The sequence below is a fragment of the Gilliamella sp. LMG 34362 genome, assembly GCF_984569125.1.
This window is the reverse complement of record NZ_OZ474902.1, coordinates 59,269-76,859: the sequence shown is the minus strand read 5'-3', so window position 1 is coordinate 76,859 and position 17,591 is coordinate 59,269. Positions and strand designations below refer to the sequence as shown.

Sequence of the window (17,591 nt, the reverse complement as noted above, 5' to 3'; positions counted from 1 at the left end):
AGTTAATAGTGAGGAGGCGGAGTTTCTTCTGATAAATTAGCAATATTTGAGGTTTGTGTAGCTTGTAACTTTTGTGACAATAACATTAATTGTTCTTTAAGTTTGCTGATATCTGCTTGAAGATTAATAACCATTTGATTGAGTTCCTCAATGGTCATTTCTTGGAATGCGACTTTAGTTTCTAATAATTCCAGTTGTTGGTTCATAGTTTATTCATTAATTGGTTTAGTAATTTTATATTGTAAGTAAAAGTAATTATAAAATCCATCCTCGTTCTGCAAAAGAAACGTACTCTCCCTTACCAATCACAAGGTGATCAACAATGCGAACATCTATTAATTCACAAACTTGTTCAATTTTCTTTGTTAATATCCGGTCAGCTTGACTTGGTTCAGCCAATCCTGATGGATGATTATGAGCTAAAATTAATGCTGCTGCATTATGTTGTAATGCCCGTCTAGCTACTTCTCTCGGATGAACCTCTACACAATTATAGGTTCCAACAAACATCTCTTCAGAAGTAATGACATGATGCTGATTGTCTAAAAATATCACCATAAAAATTTCACGATCTTTATCCATTAAGCGACTAGCTAGGTAATGATGGGTCAAGCTTGGCGATGTTAAGTAATTTTCATGGCTTATTTTAACTTTCAAATAACGATTAGAAAGTTCAACAACCGCTTTTAACTGAGTATATTTTGCAGTTCCAAGACCTTGCTTTTTACAAAATTCGTCGTGGCTAGCATTTATTAAATGATAAAATGAGCCAAATTCATTTAATAACTTTTGCGATAAATCTAGAACAGGTAAATTACGTATACCTGTGCGTAAGAAAAGAGCGAGTAATTCCGCATCAGATAGTGTTTCGACACCAAATAGTAATAATTTTTCTCGAGGCATTAAGGTGGTTTTTTTTTCTGACATAATTGGATTCTTGTTATTTACACAAAATGTGATTATTAGCTATCTTGTGAAAAATAATAAGTAGATATATATAACGTTGTGAACTAGCTCGCAGTAATGAAATTATTTTTACAGCAAATAAAAAAAGCGCTTGTTAGCGCTTTTTAACTGGTTATTTATTCGACAATTAATGACAGCCACATCCGCCGTGACCACCGCCACAACAACCGCTTTCTTCTTCATCTTCATCATGATCATGTCCGCCACAACCGCAGCCACCATGCCCGTGATCGTGACCGTGTGCACCATGAATATGTCCATGCGATATTTCATCTGGTGTTGCTTCACGAATTGCCAATACTTCGACATTGAAATTTAGATCTTGACCTGCCAGCATATGATTTCCATCGATAGTTACACTATCGCCATCAATTGCAGTAATTTCAACAGGTAAAGAGCCTTGATCAGTGTCAGCAAAAAAACGCATACCGACTTCAAGTTCGTCAACACCAACAAAAACGTCTCGTGGCACATTTTGTACTAGTGCATCATTGAAATCACCATAAGGATTAACTAGTTCAACGTCAAATTTATCACCAACTTGATGGCCTTCTAAGGAATTTTCAAGATCTTGTAATAAGTTTCCTGCACCATGTAGATATTCGAGCGGTGCAACTGTTGTTGCTTCATCAACTAAAACACCATCTTTAGTACGAACTTGATATGCTAAACTTACCACTGTGTTTTTTGCTATTTTCATGTTTTCTCCAACAAACTGTTACTGAGCAAATAGTGTTAGATTTTAACGGAAAAAAATCCATCTGTATGCTATTTTTTCGTATTTTAACAAGTTTTGCTAATGTTTTATTTTGTGAAGTACTTTTGTTTCAAGAGACCGATTTTAATTGGTAAATAATAGTTGGATAGCTAGTTGAAATCAATTAAGCTGATAGCGTGAATTTTACACAGTATTTTATTGTAGCTAATATTAAATTATTGCTAATGACTAAAAATAGTGAGAAAAGGGGGATTTTATGTTGAAAGTTAATGATTATTTTGAAGGGAAAGTGAAATCTATCGGCTTTGAAAATGGTTCTACCGGTAAAGTCTCTGTTGGTGTGATGTTACCAGGTGAATATATTTTTAATACTGATAATCCAGAGGAAATGACCGTCATAACCGGTTCACTTAAAGTGTTATTGCCTACAGCAAATGATTGGCAAATATTTGAAGCTGGCCAAGTTTTTCATATTGCTAAAGAAAGCAAATTCGATGTTCAGGTATCAGAACCAACAGCTTATTTGTGTCGTTACCTCGCAAAATAAAGATACATCAATGTGTTAAAAATAATATTATTAAATTAACCATTGGATTCTACATTACGATTTATATTTTATTGTAAAATTTGATCATATGTTATTTGGGTAATGATAATTTATTAGATTTTTAAGGTTCTATAAAATAGACTTAATGATTATTAAATCATCATTATTATTGTATTTTAATTGTTAAAAAGTGATAGATAATTTTTAGAATTAAGATACTGAGCTTTTAATTTAGATTAGCTGATATAGCAAGAATTTACAAATAAAATGGATTAGTAACAATTTTATGTTTTGAATTAGACAGCAATATCAATTTACTCTATACAAAAGCTTGATTATCTAGAGGTTAAGATAAAAAATATCACGGTGATAAATTAAAAAAATAAGGTGTCAGTTATTCATTCTGGCACCTTATTTACATTTAAGGGTATATTATTTAAGTTCTAATTCATTCATAGCAGCGATGCTAAACCCACCATCTACATGAATAACTTCACCGGTAATACCTGAAGATAGGTTTGAACATAAGAATGCTGCTGAATTACCCACATCTTCGATGGTTACTGTACGACGAATAGGGGTAACTGATTCACAATGTGATAACATCTTTTTAAAATCTTTAATACCTGATGCTGCTAAAGTACGAATAGGACCAGCTGAAATCGCATTTACACGTATACCTTCAGGTCCCATTGCATTTGCCATATAACGCACATTTGCTTCTAAAGATGCTTTGGCAAGACCCATAACATTATAATTAGGAATTGCACGTTCAGCACCTAGGTAAGAAAGAGTAACTAATGCTGAATCAGGATTAAGCATTGCACGACAAGCTTTAGCCATAGCTACAAAGCTATAAGAGCTGATATCGTGGGCAATAGCAAAACCTTCTCGAGTTACCGCATTAACATAATCACCATCTAATTGATCTCCTGGCGCAAACGCAATAGCATGTACAAAACCATCAAATTTGTCCCATGTTTTTGCTAGCTCAGTAAATAATGATGTGATGCTGTCATCATGTGCAACATCACAAGGTAAAACGATATTAGAATTAAAATCAGCAGCAAACTCTTCAACACGGCTTTTTAATTTCTCGCTTTGATAAGTAAAGGCTAATTCTGCGCCTTCTCGATGCATTGCTTTTGCAATACCATAAGCGATAGAACGGTTGCTTGCAACGCCGGTAACCAGAATGCGTTTACCTGTTAAAAATCCCATAAATTATTCCTCTAATATTTTTACTATATAGTCTAGAATGCTGATGATTATATGTTGATATAGTTAACTTCGCTACTATAAATTTATTTTTCCTGAATCCTTGTTAAGTTTATTGCTAAAAAAGTTGTTGTTTTGGTTAATAGTTGACTATAATAGTCAACTATTAGGTGATTTTATTAATGGTATTGAGATGAAAAATTTAGTTTGTTATAAAACGTTGCCTATTTGGGATGTTAATACTTTACCAACTTTGTTTCGCGAAAAGCATAATACACAAATAGGTACATGGGCAAAATTAAACATTATTAAAGGTTATGTGAATTTTGATATGTTAACTGAACAGGGAGATATTATCTCTCAACATATTTTCGATATTGATCATCAACCTCCATTTATTTTGCCTCAACAATGGCATCGAATTGCGCAAGTATCTGATGATCTAAAGTGTCAACTGGCTTTTTATTGTCAACCTGAAGATTATACCCATAAAAAATATCAAATGACGAAAACGCATTCTGATGTGTTAGATGTTTGTCAAATTATTCAAGCAGGAAAAGCTTTAGATTTAGGGTGTGGTTCTGGTCGTAATTCACTTTTTTTGCAGCTACTTGGCTTTGATGTTGATGCTGTTGACAAATCGGAGATGACTATCAGTAATTTACAACAAATTATTGCCAATGATGATCTCTCTCATATCAAGGCATCTATTTATGATATAAACCAAGCTAATCTTAAAGGTAATTACGATTTAATTATTTCAACAGTTGTAATGATGTTCCTACAACCAGATCGAATTCCTGATATTATTGATAATATGCAAACTATAACCAAAACGGGCGGTTATAATTTAATTGTATGTGCCATGTCAACAGACGATTTTCCTTGTTCTGTCGGGTTTTCATTTACGTTTAAAGAGAATGAATTACGTAATTATTATCAAGATTGGGATATTCTAAAATATAATGAAGATGTTGGCGAATTGCACAAGACGGATATTAATGGTAACCGGATAAAACTTCGTTTTGTGACTTTACTAGCAAAAAAACGATAATATTACAGGATATCATCCTGTAATATTTTGTTTTTGACTATTGATTACTACCTAGTATTTTACCCACTTCAAACCAAGATTTACGAGAGTTTAGTAGGTCTTGGGCGGACATTGGTTTTTTACCTGCTGGTTGTAATATTGTCATGTTTAATGATCCATCACTTGTGGCAATACAAATTCCTTTCTTATCCGCCTGTAAAATGGTGCCAACGGGTTGATTATGTTGAGTTGCCATAACTTGAGCTTGCCAAACTTTTATAGGTTCACCATTTACTTCAAAGTAACTAACTGGCCAAGGGTTAAATGCTCGCACACATCGTTCCAGTTGTATTGCTGATAAATTCCAATCTAATTTAGCCTCTTGTTTAGATAATTTTTCTGCATAAGTGGCTTGTGATTGTTGTTGCTTTTCTGGTTTAATTTTTCCTTGATTAATCAGTGTTAGTGTCTCAAGTAATGCTTGTGGCCCTAATTTAGCTAACTTTTCATATAGTGTTGCACTGGTGTCAGACGGTTCAATTGGGCATGCTAACTTATAAAGCATATCACCAGTATCAAGTCCGGCATCCATTTGCATAATGGTGATACCTGTTTCACTATCTCCAGCCCAACACGCACGCTGAATTGGTGCTGCACCTCGCCATTTAGGCAATAAAGAACCATGGACATTTAAACATCCAAGTTTTGGCATATCAAGTACTGCTTGAGGTAAAATTAATCCATAAGCAACCACAATCATAATATCGGCATTAAGATTGGCAATGATGTGCTGATTTTCTTCGGTTTTGAGTGTGGCTGGTTGATAAACGGGAAGATTGTTTTCGATTGCTAATTGTTTTACAGGGCTTGCCGTTAACTTATTTCCTCGACCTGCGGGTCTATCTGGTTGACTGAAGACGGCGATGACATTATGGTTTGAGTCAATTAGGGCTTTTAAATGTGTGGCAGCAAAATCAGGTGTACCTGCAAAAATAATATTTAAGGGTTTAGTGGCTTGTAACATGTGCAATATATCCATAATCAAAATATTATGGATATTATACTTTAAATTAAATTAAGAATCTGCAACCACAAAAATGAGTTTTTAATATCTATCACTTTTGGATTGTATAAAAGTATTGACTGAGTTATAGCGGTAAGTTACGTTCAATCATGCCTTGTTTGTAAAGTTCGTAGGTGTTGGAGAAGATTTTTTTGTATAAAAAATAATAAAAAATTCCACCAAAAACGCCACCACAAAATATGCCGGTGACAATTGCAAGGATAATAAGTTTTGATTTATTATCCTTGCTAACCTTCATATTATTGTACATTTTGGTTAATCTTTCATCTGTCAGCTTACTATTCTTTATTGTTGATTTTACTACGAACATGTATAATTTCATTAATAGATAAATAAATGTGCAAAAAATTAAAATAATACATGACATTATACCTATAAACATTAAAAATTGTTGAGCATTACTCATTTTCTAAAACCTTATTCCTTAAATTAGCTGGTCATCCAGACACTTTATAGTAACCATAAAATATAGTTTAATAAATATTTTTTTACTTAGAATGGGAAGAAAATTGGCACTAATGCTATATCAACGGCCATCACTAGAAAAGTTAATGGTAGGCCAATTTTAACAAAATCACTAAAGCTATATCCTCCTGGAGCCACTACCATTGTTTTAACTGGTGATGAAACAGGTGTAATAAATGAAGCTGATGTTGCAATCGCCACTGTCATAGCAAATGGATAAGGCGAATAGCCAAATTTTATGGCTAAATCAATCGCAATTGGCGCAATCAAAATTGCTGTTGCGGTATTCGAAATAAATAATCCTACCGTTGAGCACAATAAAAAGATAAAGGTTAACACCATATAAGGACCAAACGATCGTAAATGAATTTCAAGCCATTCCGAGATTAATGAAATTCCTCCCGTTTTATTTAAAGCTACTGCGAAAGGCATCATACCAATAATAAGAATTAATGTTGGCCAATGAATTGACTTATAGGCATTAGCCATATCGATACAACGAGTTGCTCCCATTAATAGGCAGGCAATAAGTACTGCAACCACATTTGGAACAATTCCTGTAACCATTAAAATTATCATCAAGGCTAGATTAAATAGTGCTACATAAGCTTGCGAGCTAGCGGGGGCAACATCATCAATATCTGAAGGATAATCTAACACTACAAAATCACTAGTACGAGTTTGAAGTTTTTGGATTGAACCCCAATCACCGCAAACTAATAACGTATCACTCATTTCTAAGCGTTCTTGGAATAAGTTATTTGTCTCAACAGGAGCATGATTTCGCCAAATACCAATCACGGTTAAAAAATATTTACTTCTAAAATCTATCTCATTAAGCGTTTTACCACATAATGATGATTCTGGTAGTAATGCTACCTCGGCCATACCAACTTCTTTTACTTGTTCAGAAAAATATTCACCACGTAGAATTTTGGGTTCAAGATTATTGGTCGTTAAAAATGTACGATAATCAGCTTCGGAATGGGACATATCCAACAAAAGAATATCGTTTTCTCTAAATTCGGTAGATCCGTTAACCGGAATGAGGACTTTTTGAAACTTTCGCCAACGCTCGATACCAATAACATTTACCCCATGCTCACTACGTAAGTGTAAACCGTCAATAGTTCGACCAACAAAAGGAGAGCCAGCAAGAATTTGCGCTCGATGCGCTCGACCAATTAATTTATAATCTCTAATCAGGTCGGTAATTTTACGTCTTTGTGGTTGACTATTGGTTGGTGTAATTTGGTCGGCTGTCAGTAACCAATTGCGAGTTAGTACACAATAAATAACACCGACAATTAATACCCCTATACCTATTGGCGTAATAGAAAAGAAACCAAATTCAGTTAAAGTTGCTCGACTCAGTTCACTATTCACTACTAGGTTTGGTGCGGTAGCAACAAGGGTCATCATGCCACTAATTAGCGCAGCAATACATAGCGGCATCATTAATTTTTTAACATGTATACCGGTATGATTGGCAATGCTAATCGCTACAGGAATAAATATCGCCACCACGCCTGTTGAGCTCATCACCGATCCTAATAATGCTACACCTAACATAATAAATGTTATAATACGTATATCATTTTGACCGGCGGCTTTTAATATGTATTCACTCATTTTGTAAGAGATACCGGTTCTTACTAAGCTTTCTCCAATAACAAATAGTAATGCGATTAAAATAATGTTTGGATCGCTAAATCCTGAAAGTGCTTCAGCTGGTGTTAAGACACCGGTAACGGTGATCGCGGTTATAATGAGAAGTGCAATAATATCCATTCTTAATTTACTGAATGAAAACAGCAAAATAGCAATAAAAAGTAATAAACAAACAGTAATAAGAGGATAATATTCGATTATATAATTAGGCAAAAAAGCCGACATTGATGATACAAAACTATGTCCAGATGACAACTGTTCCACAAAAAGTAGCTCTATAGTGTTGAGTAGATTTTCGACATAATACCTTGATTCATTGTAATAGGGAATATCTTCAAATAAAGTTTATTGCGGCAAACCTTTGCCATTATGACATTTTTAACATTTTCTGCTGTTTTATTTTTCGACTATTCGTATTCATAAAACTAGGTGTAAGTTAGTCAATTTGAATTGTTTAAATCTAAACCATGTTGAGGAGACCATATGTCATCAAAAAAATCAGTTGCACAGATTATTGTTGATGTTTTAGCTCAAGCCGGTGTGAAACATTGTTATGGTATTGTTGGCGATACGTTAAATCAGATTACTTCTGCTATTAAAAAAAGTGATGATATTGAGTGGGTACATGTTCGTCATGAAGAAGTTGGTGCTTTTGCTGCTGGCGCTGAAGCCTATTTGACCGATCAAATAACTGCATGTGCAGGATCTTGTGGACCGGGAAGTTTACATTTTATTAATGGTATTTATGAAGCACAACGAAATAAAGTACCGCTTATTTTATTGGCTAGTCAGTTGGTTACTTCTCAACAGGGAACGGACTTTCCGCAAGAAGTTGACTTTGAGGCAGTTTATAAAAACTGTGCTGTTTTTTGTCAGCAAATTACTGACCCAACACAAGCAAGACGAATTACAACTGCTGCGGTTCAAGCTGCGATTAATCAGCGTGGGGTTGCTGTTTTAGTTATTCCTTACAATATTAGTTTAACCAAAGTTGAGGATAACAGTGGACACAAAATCTATCATCCCAAACCAATAATTCGTCCATCTGATGATGAATTGGCTAAAATTTCTGAAATTTTAAATAAAAATAGTAGAGTGACAATTTTTGCTGGGTATGGAGTGTCAGATGCTCATGATGAGTTAGTTGCTCTAGCCAATAAATTAAAATCACCGATAGTCCATACATCAAGAGCTAAAGATTTTGTTGAATATGATAATCCTTATAATGTTGGTATGACGGGGATGTTTGGTATGGAATCAGGTACCACGGCTATTAAAGAGTGTGATGTGCTTTTAATGTTGGGTGTTGATTTTGCATGGTCTCAGTTTTATCCAGATAATGCAATAATTATTCAGGTCGATATTGATGCTACTCATCTTGGTCACCGTCATAGTGTTGAGGTTGGTGTAGTCGGGGCTAGCAAACCAACCTTAGCAGACTTATTACCTCTAATTGATGAAAAAACAGATACGACATTTTTAGATAAATGCCGTGAGTTACACACTAAAGCAATCGATAAATTAAATAAAAAAGCGATACCATCAAAAACCGTCATTCATCCACAATATTTAACCGAATTGATTGATAAGTATGCTAATGATGATGCAGTACTGTGTGCTGATGTTGGTTCGGCGATGGTTTGGGCATGCCGCCATTTTTCAACCAATGGTAAAAGACGAACTGTTATTAGTCTAAAACACGGCACTATGGCCAATGCGATGCCACAAGCATTGGGTGTGCAAAAGGCCTTTCCTAATCGTCAAGTTATTACCTTATCAGGGGATGGTGGTATTAGTATGCTTTTGGGAGATTTATTGACCACAATTCAGGAGAATCTACCCATCAAAGTTATCGTGCTAAATAATAGTTCACTTAATTTTGTTGAATTAGAGCAAAAATCGGAAGGGCTTGTCGATCACTATACTGATTTAAAAAATCCTGACTTTGCAAAAGTTGCCAATGCAATGGGTCTGTATTCAATTAGAGTTGATAATTCCGATTTGCTTGAAGTGGCTGTGCAATCATTCTTAGCTCATCCAGGTCCAGCTTTATTAGATGTAAAAACAAGTGAGTATGAACTAGTTATGCCGCCAGAAATACATAGTTCACAAGTGATGGGAATGGCGCTTTATAGTGTAAAAGCATCATTGCATGGCAAAATGAAAGATGTGGTTAATTTGTTAATTGATAATTTTGTTAAAAAATAAATCATTAAGTTAACAGTTAAGTATTATCTTAAAAAATTTTGAGGAAAGGGGTTTTTTAGCCTAACTTTAACGATATCTGCCGCATATGGCGGCAGATAAGTTGAATTAAAAGCTAACGGCCCCTTCTTCCGCTGAAGTAAGATTCTCTCGAATAACCGAATAAAGTTCTCGACCAAAGCCTTGATGTGAATCAGTTAGATCGATTGGTTCTGCTTGTCGCATTGCTAGTTCAGCTTCGTCGACCAATAATGTGATTTCGCCAGTTTGACCGTTGACTCGAATCATGTCACCTTGTTGTACTTTGCTCAATAATCCTCCAGCATAAGCTTCAGGGGTGACATGAATTGCAGCTGGTACTTTACCTGAGGCGCCAGATAAGCGACCATCAGTTAATAAGGCAACTTTATAACCGCGATCTTGTAACACACCCAATGGTGTTATTAATTTATGCAGTTCCGGCATACCGATTGCTTTTGGACCTTGATAACGTACAACTACAACACAATCTTTATTGAGATTGCCAGCTTTATACTCTGCATCTAAATCATATTGACTGTTAAAAACTACTGCAGGTGCTTCAATAATTTGATGCTCAGCAGTAACAGCAGACGTTTTCATTATGGCTCGACCTAAATTGCCCGACATGACCTTTAGTCCACCATGGGAATTGAAAGGTTTTTTAATTGAAGCAATCACATTTTCATCTAAAGATTTGGTTGGGCCTTCACGGAAGATGAGTTTGCCATTTTCTAAAATTGGTTCTTTGGTATAACGGCTTAATCCACGCCCCACAACTGTTTCAACATCTTCATGTAATAAGCCTCCAGCTAATAATTCTCTTACTAGTAATGACGTTCCACCAGCCGCTTGGAAATAATTGATATCAGCTGGCCCATTTGGGTATATTCGACTAAGTAACGGTACAACAGTTGATAAATCAGAAATATCATCCCAATTAATAATAATACCAGCAGCTTTAGCCATAGCAACAATATGCATTGTTAGGTTGGTTGACCCACCTGTTGCTAATAGAGCAACTAAGCCATTAACAATGACTTTTTCATCAACCATTTTACCGACAGGCATATAATTACCTGATTGGTTCGTTAAGCGTGTAATCTGTTTTGCTGCTGCATTTGTTAATTCGTAACGTAATGCTGTTTCTGGATGTACAAAGGCTGCGCCAGGTAAATGTAAACCCATTAATTCGATGACCATTTGGTTACTATTCGCGGTACCATAGAAAGTACAGGTTCCGCTAGAATGGTATGATGCAGACTCAGATTCTAATAGATCTTCACGTGATGCTTTTCCTTCTGAATAAAGTTGGCGAATACGGACTTTTTCTTTATTCGATAGGCCTGAAGGCATTGGTCCTGAAGGGACAAAAATAGCCGGTAAATGCCCAAAAGATAGAGCGCCAATAAATAACCCTGGTAAAATTTTATCGCAAACGCCAAGATAAAGAGCACCATCAAACATATTATGCGACAAGCCAACAGCAACTGACATTGCAATGACATCTCGGCTCATGAGGGAAATTTCCATCCCTGGTTCACCTTGTGTTACTCCATCACACATGGCGGGTACGCCACCTGCCATTTGACCAACAGCACCTATTTCATGTAATACTTTGCGAATTTGTTCGGGGTAAGATTCATAAGGTTTATGTGCAGATAACATGTCATTATAAGAACTGATAATGCCGATATTACTTTTTAGTATATTTTTAAGATCATTTTTATCATCTAAGCAACAAGCAGCAAAGCCATGTGCTAAGTTGCTACAAGGTAAACTTGCACGAGTGACTTTTTTTAACATAGCGTGTTCTATTTTTTGTAAATAAGCCTCACGTGATGCTTTAGAACGATTAATAATACGCTGCGTTACAGCTAAAATAGTGGAATTCACATTAACCTCTCCGATCTTTTTATTTTTTATTGTTATAAATTTATTCACAACTACATATTGAATTGATAACCTGCGTAGTTTCATTAATAACATCAATTAGCGATTGTTCAATATTGATGGCATAGACATCTTTTTCATCGGCAGTCGGTTCTTCTAAGGTGTCAAATTGTGACTGTAACATGCCAGATTTTTGGTAATGTCCTTTACGTTCAGCTAGACGTTGTTCAATAACCGCAAAACTTCCTTTTAGGTAAATAAAGTGAATATTTTCATTTTCGCCACGAATAATATCTCGATATTGTTGTTTTAATGCGGAACAAATTATGATCGAAACATCATTGACATTACTCATCGCAAATGCGGCGTTACTAATTAGATTTAGCCACGGCAGTCTATCTTCATTATTTAGCGGAATACCACTACGCATTTTTAATATATTGGCTTTGGGATGTAGAAAGTCGCCATCTAAAAAAGCCGCATTTAGGTTATCGGCAATTTGTTTAGCAACAACTGATTTACCACTCCCAGATACTCCCATGAAAATGAAAATATTTTTCTTTTTTTCGGTCATTAGCTGATTCTCTAAACCATTCTGTTACGGGTAACATTTTGTCACTATAATCTTTTATTGCAATATAAAAAAGTTTCTTTTGTGACCTAGATCATATTTTTATTTGCGGTCAAAAAATATTCATGTGGCTATTTTTCTTTGTTTTGTTGTTTTCACTATTATTTATAGCCATTTTCGGAAACCAAGTAAAAGTGAATGTACAGGGGCTTGTAGATATGAAACTAGTTGCTAGTTAACGATTTGAAAATAATTTTTATAATCAAAATGTTACATCCATGTTGATTAAATTAGTTATTAATGTTGTGGTAAACTTTTTCTTTAGATAGTGTGTAGACTTAGATAAGTCATGATTTAAATATAAATTACTAATGTAACGATTAATTAATAACTTTTTGATTGTATGCCTAAAAACCTAAGCATACAATCAATATATCAAGCATTATTTAGTAACATCATTCATGATTTGTTTAAATGCAGAAAATGAACAAAAACCATCTTTATTAATTGGACAATTTTCCATTTCTAATACAATTTTTTGCGGAGGAGTTTTCCTATTTAATTGGGTCAAATTACGAATTTGATCGGTTGACTGATAAAAATATTCAATTTTCATTAATGCTTCACCAGTCTTGTTATCGCGCCATTTTTGAAATACAACTTTTCCACCAATTGGCGTAGTTTCAAATTGATTTGCCAGTGTATACGACTTAATTTTTATGGCGGAAAATAGTGATGCAACATTTGAGTCATGGCCGACTAAAAACGTAAATTTGCTTTTGTTGTTTTTTTCTGAAAATGTTTGATTGATATAATTAACTAAATTGGCTGCGATTTGTTTGGCTACAACAGGCGAACCAAATAATACGGTATTATAATTTTCTTTGATAGCGACTAATTTCTCAAACTGCTCGTTATTCTTTATTTTACCCCAGGCTATATCTGTTAATGGTGCCCCTTCGTAATATTGTAATATAAAGGCATCCGCAATTGATGTTCCAGTACGAAGAGGACCTGTTATACCGGGTTCTTTGCCTTTTTCAATAATAAGTTTAGTTGGTAACGCAGTGAAATCACATTGTTTATCATTTAGACAATTTGCCGAATTTGCGTAATTGATTATTTTGGACATGTCATTATAGGCGTTATCCAATTTTTTATTTAATCCTTCAATACCATTTGCATCAGCAATTTGATTGATTGATGCAATGGCAGACTCTTTAAATGATGGGCTACCATCTTTAATTACAGGAAAGAATGTAGGATCCATAGTGCCTAATTTTTCTTTATGAATAATTGGGACAATGCAACCAGGAAAAGCGCCAACCGCAAAGTACTGACCAGTTGCAATAGTTCGTTGTAAGCTATTAGTATAAATATATACTTCTTTTTCTGTTGGACATGTATTTTCGCTTAATAATTTATTATCAACTAACCATTCACTAAAATAATGTCCAAAATAACTTTCTAATACTCCACCTCGGGTAGTTAAATAACTAGCAGGTGTATCCCATTGTGGCCATTGATTAGGGGTTACTTTACCTAAAGTACTATTTGGACTAGCTAATGGAGCTCGCAATCCATGACGGCTGAACACCACCACTTGTTCTAATGTATAATTATTTATTGTTTCTAATGCTTGTGTTGAGAAAGATAAAGCAAAAGAAAGGCCTAATATTAATTTTAATTTTCGCATAAATAACCTCTTAAGTAACGTTCGAGGAGATGAGATCACCATGATAATGTTTGTGATAAGTGGTAGGTAAACACTAATAATTACTTCAATTAAATAGTATATTTTTACTCTATATTACTTATCAATCCTAATATAATAAGAGGAAAGAAGATAGATTTAATAGACATATAAACGCCTACACGATTAACCCTTATGCCTCTTATTTTGTTAAAAAAGTGTATAGATTTTTAAATCAAAATATTGCTAAGATCAGCTGATGTTTGATAAACAACATTACCATTTATAATGGTTGCAACAATCTGATTATCATCATTTAATAATACCAAATTGGCTAATTTGTTCGGCGCAATACTACCTAAAGTATCATCAATCCCTAATGCTTTAGCTGGATAATAACTACCATGTAACCAAGCTTGTTCGAAAGGTATATTGGTATAATCAGCAAAATTAGTTACCGCACGTTCAAGGGTCAGCGTGCTACCAGCTAAACCACCATTGTTAGTCCGAACAACATCATCTTGCATATGTACTTGTAATTTACCTAGATAATAATCGCCACTTGGCATTCCTGTTGCTTGCATCGCATCAGTAATTAGTAACAGATTTTTTCCACAACATTTATGGGCGATGTTAATCGCAGCTGGATGAACATGGTGGCCATCTGCGATAATTTCAGTTTGACAGTTATCGATACTTAATGCTGCACCAACAACGCCTGGTTGTCTATGATGTAATCCAGACATGCCGTTATAGCAATGTACTACGCCGCTGGCACCAGCTAATATTGCATCTTTAATTGTTTGATAGTCGGCATTAGTATGACCCAACATAACACGAATATTTTGTTCATTTAGCCACTTGATAATAGAGAGAGCATTTGGGTATTCAGGTGCTAAAGCAATGCATTTTAATGTCCCTTCAGCTAGTGATAACCATTTTTCAATTATTGCACGATCCGGTGCACATAGAAACTCTTCAGGATGTGCGCCCTTATGTATATCACTAAAAAAAGGCCCTTCTAAATACGAACCTAATATTGTGGCGCCTGAAACGCCTTTCTTTATACTGTTTTTAACTTGTATTAATGCTGCTTCAATCTTTTCATAACTTTCAGTTACTGTTGTCGCTAAAAAAGCACCAACGCCATGTTTTGCCAAAAAACAGCTTATGGTATTTAATGATTCATGAGTGGCATCCATAGTGTCAGCGCCCATGACACCATGAATATGGGTATCTATGAGCGCTGGTAAGAGTTTTATTTGGTTCGTACAAGGCTTATCATTAGGCTGAATATCAATAATTTTTCCATTATTAATAGTGATAATTGCATTATCAATCCAACCAACAGGTGTTAAAACCTTTTGAGCGCAAATTTGTTTAAATTCCATCAGAACATTCCTTATCAATAGTTGACTGTTTTTGATGTTCATGCCATAAGCTAGTTATTGTTTGCTTACCATTTTCAATAGTTTCTTGACGAATGGTTGTGATATCTAAATTTTCACGTAGTAACAAAATTTCAAGTAACAGCGGCATATTAACACCGCTAATTACTTCAATATTTTGGTGTTGATAACTTAAAACTGCCGCTAATCGAAATGGTGAACCACCGACAATATCAGTTAAAAATAAAACACCGTCACCACAATTAGTTTCCTGAAATGCTTGGTGCAATTGTTCCTCTAATTGTTCACTACTCATACCATCAGGAAAATTTATAGCCGTAAATTGTGGTTGTTTACCAATAATTTGTGTGGCGGCTTCGTAAAGCCCGGTAGCAAAGCTACCGTGGCCGGTTAATATTATCCCTAACATAATTCCCTCTATAAAAATCCGACTAATTTACCTACAACACCAATAATAACCGTTAAACCAATTAGTTTTACTGGTGAGAAATTACGTTTCATCAAACTATAAACAATTAAGGTAAAGCCAAGTGGTAATATATTTGGCATCAATTTATCTAATACATCAGCTTGAAGCGCAACATGAGCCTGTCCTGCATTTATTTCTAATGGTGTAGATAAATGTACATATGAGGCAACTAATGCTCCTATTACTGTCATACCGATTATAGATGCAGCATGTGAGATACGTTTAGTATGCGTTTTTAATAAAGGTAAAGCACTGGTACCAGCATGATAGCCATAATGAGCTAAACCAAAACGTAAGCCAAAATGTACAATATTAAACATTAGTAGGAAAATTATTGGCCCAAAAAAACTACCTTCTAAGGCTAATGATGCACCAATTCCAGCGCATATTGGCAGTAAAGTTAACCAAAATAATGCGTCTCCTATTCCACCTAAAGGTCCCATTAAAGCGACTTTCACCGCGCGTATAGTTGAAATATTTTCTTTGCCTTTTTCCATGGCAAGAACTAATCCTGAGAGGAACGTGGCGTCAAAAGGATGGACATTAATAAATTCCATATGCATATGCATCGAATTTTTAAGATCATCTTGGTTTTTATGTATTTTACGTAATGCTGGTAAGATAGTATAAAGCCAACCTCCTGCTTGCATACGTTCATAGTTGAATGACGCTTGTAAAGCAAGGGAACGAAACGCCATTCGGTTAATATCACCTTTGGTTAGTGTTACATCTTGGCTTTGATCATAAAAAGTATCGGCTGTGGCTTTGCTTGTCGCTAATGCTTGTTCCATACGTTTTGCTTCTTTCTCGGCCATTTTTTTATCGTGATCGTTATTAAATTCCATCTTCCACCTCCATTGAATCTGAGCTTACTGGCTTGTTACTATCGTTGTTTTCACGGCCATAATTAAAGAAATCAATCATTGCTATAGCTAGAGCGCCTAATGCAATCGCTAAAATTGGTAAATTAAGGAACGTCACACCAAGAAAACCTAAAATGAAATAAGCAATATAGGTTTTCTTCATCATAATTTTCATTAACATTGCAAAACCGATGGCCGGCATCATACCACCAGCAACACTAAGTCCATCAAGCAACCATTGCGGTGATTTTTTAACTAGTGCTGTTGCTGCGTCAGCACCAAAGTAGATAGGTAAGAAAGCAACAATAAAATAGAAACAAAAAAGAATAATCATGCCAAGATAGTTAACCCATTCAATTCCTTTAAAATTGAGTTGATCAACGAAGCGATCACATTTATGCATCATTGGTGAGTATATGGTGAATAAAATAGTGATACATCCTTGTACTGCAATAGCAAATGGTACGGCAATACCTATTGCAACTTTAGGATCTGCATGAGTTAAGATTGCAAAACTGGTACCAATTACACCACCGATAACCACATTAGGTGGTTGTGCTCCTGCTAGCGGTACCATTCCCATCCATACCAGTTCTAATGATCCTCCAACATATAAACCGGTTGTAACATCGCCTAAAATTAATCCAACTAACGGCCCTATTACGATAGGTCTGTGTAAATGAGTCAGGCCATCAAATAAATCTACGCCAGCTATACCAGCTAGAAGTCCAATTAATAATGCATCCATTAACATAGTATGCTCCCTCA

17 protein-coding genes are annotated in these 17,591 nt (G+C 35.0%); 3 read left to right on the top strand and 14 right to left on the bottom strand.

The window, feature by feature from the left end; genetic code table 11:
* Positions 1–2: 2 nt before the first annotated feature.
* From AC5LWZ_RS00330 to slyD, 3 genes are all read right to left on the bottom strand, one after another.
* Positions 3–206 (bottom strand): SlyX family protein, encoded by a 204-nt coding sequence (locus AC5LWZ_RS00330; RefSeq protein ID WP_110446971.1) that lies wholly within the window; start codon positions 204–206, stop codon positions 3–5.
* A 49-nt stretch (positions 207–255) separates the two neighbouring features.
* On the bottom strand, positions 256–927 hold the full coding sequence (gene radC / locus AC5LWZ_RS00325) for a RadC family protein (RefSeq protein ID WP_034902346.1): 672 nt from the start codon (positions 925–927) through the stop codon (positions 256–258).
* Positions 928–1,093: 166 nt separating this feature from the next.
* On the bottom strand, positions 1,094–1,666 hold the full coding sequence (slyD, locus tag AC5LWZ_RS00320) for a peptidylprolyl isomerase (protein WP_034902343.1): 573 nt from the start codon (positions 1,664–1,666) through the stop codon (positions 1,094–1,096).
* 274 nt (positions 1,667–1,940) lie between these two features.
* Between slyD and ppnP the strand changes: the two genes are divergently transcribed.
* Complete coding sequence (gene ppnP, locus AC5LWZ_RS00315) at positions 1,941–2,231, top strand: pyrimidine/purine nucleoside phosphorylase (protein WP_034902339.1); 291 nt, start codon at positions 1,941–1,943, stop codon at positions 2,229–2,231.
* A gap of 432 nt (positions 2,232–2,663) precedes the next feature.
* Here ppnP and fabI read toward each other — a convergent pair whose 3' ends face one another.
* The gene (gene fabI, locus AC5LWZ_RS00310) at positions 2,664–3,452 is read right to left on the bottom strand and encodes an enoyl-ACP reductase FabI (RefSeq protein ID WP_493463799.1); all 789 of its coding nucleotides are present in this window, start codon (positions 3,450–3,452) and stop codon (positions 2,664–2,666) included.
* Positions 3,453–3,642: 190 nt separating this feature from the next.
* On the opposite strand from fabI, the gene tehB reads away from it, so the two are divergent.
* Complete coding sequence (gene tehB, locus AC5LWZ_RS00305; RefSeq protein ID WP_493463798.1) at positions 3,643–4,503, top strand: SAM-dependent methyltransferase TehB; 861 nt, start codon at positions 3,643–3,645, stop codon at positions 4,501–4,503.
* A 37-nt stretch (positions 4,504–4,540) separates the two neighbouring features.
* Here the strand turns inward: tehB and fmt are convergent, their stop codons facing one another.
* From fmt to AC5LWZ_RS00290, 3 genes are all read right to left on the bottom strand, one after another.
* Complete coding sequence (gene fmt, locus AC5LWZ_RS00300; protein ID WP_294910216.1) at positions 4,541–5,506, bottom strand: methionyl-tRNA formyltransferase; 966 nt, start codon at positions 5,504–5,506, stop codon at positions 4,541–4,543.
* A gap of 124 nt (positions 5,507–5,630) precedes the next feature.
* Complete coding sequence (locus AC5LWZ_RS00295; RefSeq protein WP_110446977.1) at positions 5,631–5,972, bottom strand: hypothetical protein; 342 nt, start codon at positions 5,970–5,972, stop codon at positions 5,631–5,633.
* An 86-nt stretch (positions 5,973–6,058) separates the two neighbouring features.
* The gene (locus tag AC5LWZ_RS00290) at positions 6,059–7,927 is read right to left on the bottom strand and encodes an SLC13 family permease (RefSeq protein ID WP_493464213.1); all 1,869 of its coding nucleotides are present in this window, start codon (positions 7,925–7,927) and stop codon (positions 6,059–6,061) included.
* Positions 7,928–8,185: 258 nt separating this feature from the next.
* Here AC5LWZ_RS00290 and AC5LWZ_RS00285 point away from each other — a divergent pair, with 258 nt between their 5' ends.
* On the top strand, positions 8,186–9,910 hold the full coding sequence (locus tag AC5LWZ_RS00285; protein ID WP_493463797.1) for a thiamine pyrophosphate-dependent enzyme: 1,725 nt from the start codon (positions 8,186–8,188) through the stop codon (positions 9,908–9,910).
* Between the two features lie 105 nt (positions 9,911–10,015).
* Here AC5LWZ_RS00285 and edd read toward each other — a convergent pair whose 3' ends face one another.
* The 7 genes from edd to agaW all read right to left on the bottom strand — a co-directional run bounded on the left by edd (position 10,016) and on the right by agaW (position 17,577).
* Entirely contained in the window at positions 10,016–11,821 is a 1,806-nt protein-coding gene (gene edd / locus AC5LWZ_RS00280) for a phosphogluconate dehydratase (RefSeq protein WP_065614709.1), read from the bottom strand.
* 40 nt (positions 11,822–11,861) lie between these two features.
* Positions 11,862–12,392: a gluconokinase, GntK/IdnK-type gene (locus tag AC5LWZ_RS00275; RefSeq protein ID WP_493463796.1), complete on the bottom strand. Its 531-nt coding sequence runs from the start codon at positions 12,390–12,392 to the stop codon at positions 11,862–11,864.
* Positions 12,393–12,831: 439 nt separating this feature from the next.
* Entirely contained in the window at positions 12,832–14,085 is a 1,254-nt protein-coding gene (gene agp, locus AC5LWZ_RS00270; RefSeq protein WP_493463795.1) for a bifunctional glucose-1-phosphatase/inositol phosphatase, read from the bottom strand.
* 227 nt (positions 14,086–14,312) lie between these two features.
* Positions 14,313–15,473, bottom strand: a complete 1,161-nt coding sequence (gene nagA, locus AC5LWZ_RS00265) for an N-acetylglucosamine-6-phosphate deacetylase (protein ID WP_086362650.1) — start codon at positions 15,471–15,473, stop codon at positions 14,313–14,315.
* Positions 15,463–15,900 (bottom strand): PTS galactosamine/N-acetylgalactosamine transporter subunit IIA, encoded by a 438-nt coding sequence (agaF, locus tag AC5LWZ_RS00260; protein WP_086362649.1) that lies wholly within the window; start codon positions 15,898–15,900, stop codon positions 15,463–15,465. The genes nagA and agaF overlap by 11 nt, the downstream gene beginning before the upstream one ends.
* 8 nt (positions 15,901–15,908) lie before the next feature.
* On the bottom strand, positions 15,909–16,805 hold the full coding sequence (locus AC5LWZ_RS00255; RefSeq protein WP_110446982.1) for a PTS system mannose/fructose/sorbose family transporter subunit IID: 897 nt from the start codon (positions 16,803–16,805) through the stop codon (positions 15,909–15,911).
* Positions 16,795–17,577, bottom strand: coding sequence for a PTS N-acetylgalactosamine transporter subunit IIC (agaW, locus tag AC5LWZ_RS00250; RefSeq protein ID WP_086362647.1), 783 nt, complete (start codon positions 17,575–17,577; stop codon positions 16,795–16,797). The genes AC5LWZ_RS00255 and agaW overlap by 11 nt, the downstream gene beginning before the upstream one ends.
* Positions 17,578–17,591 lie beyond the last annotated feature (14 nt).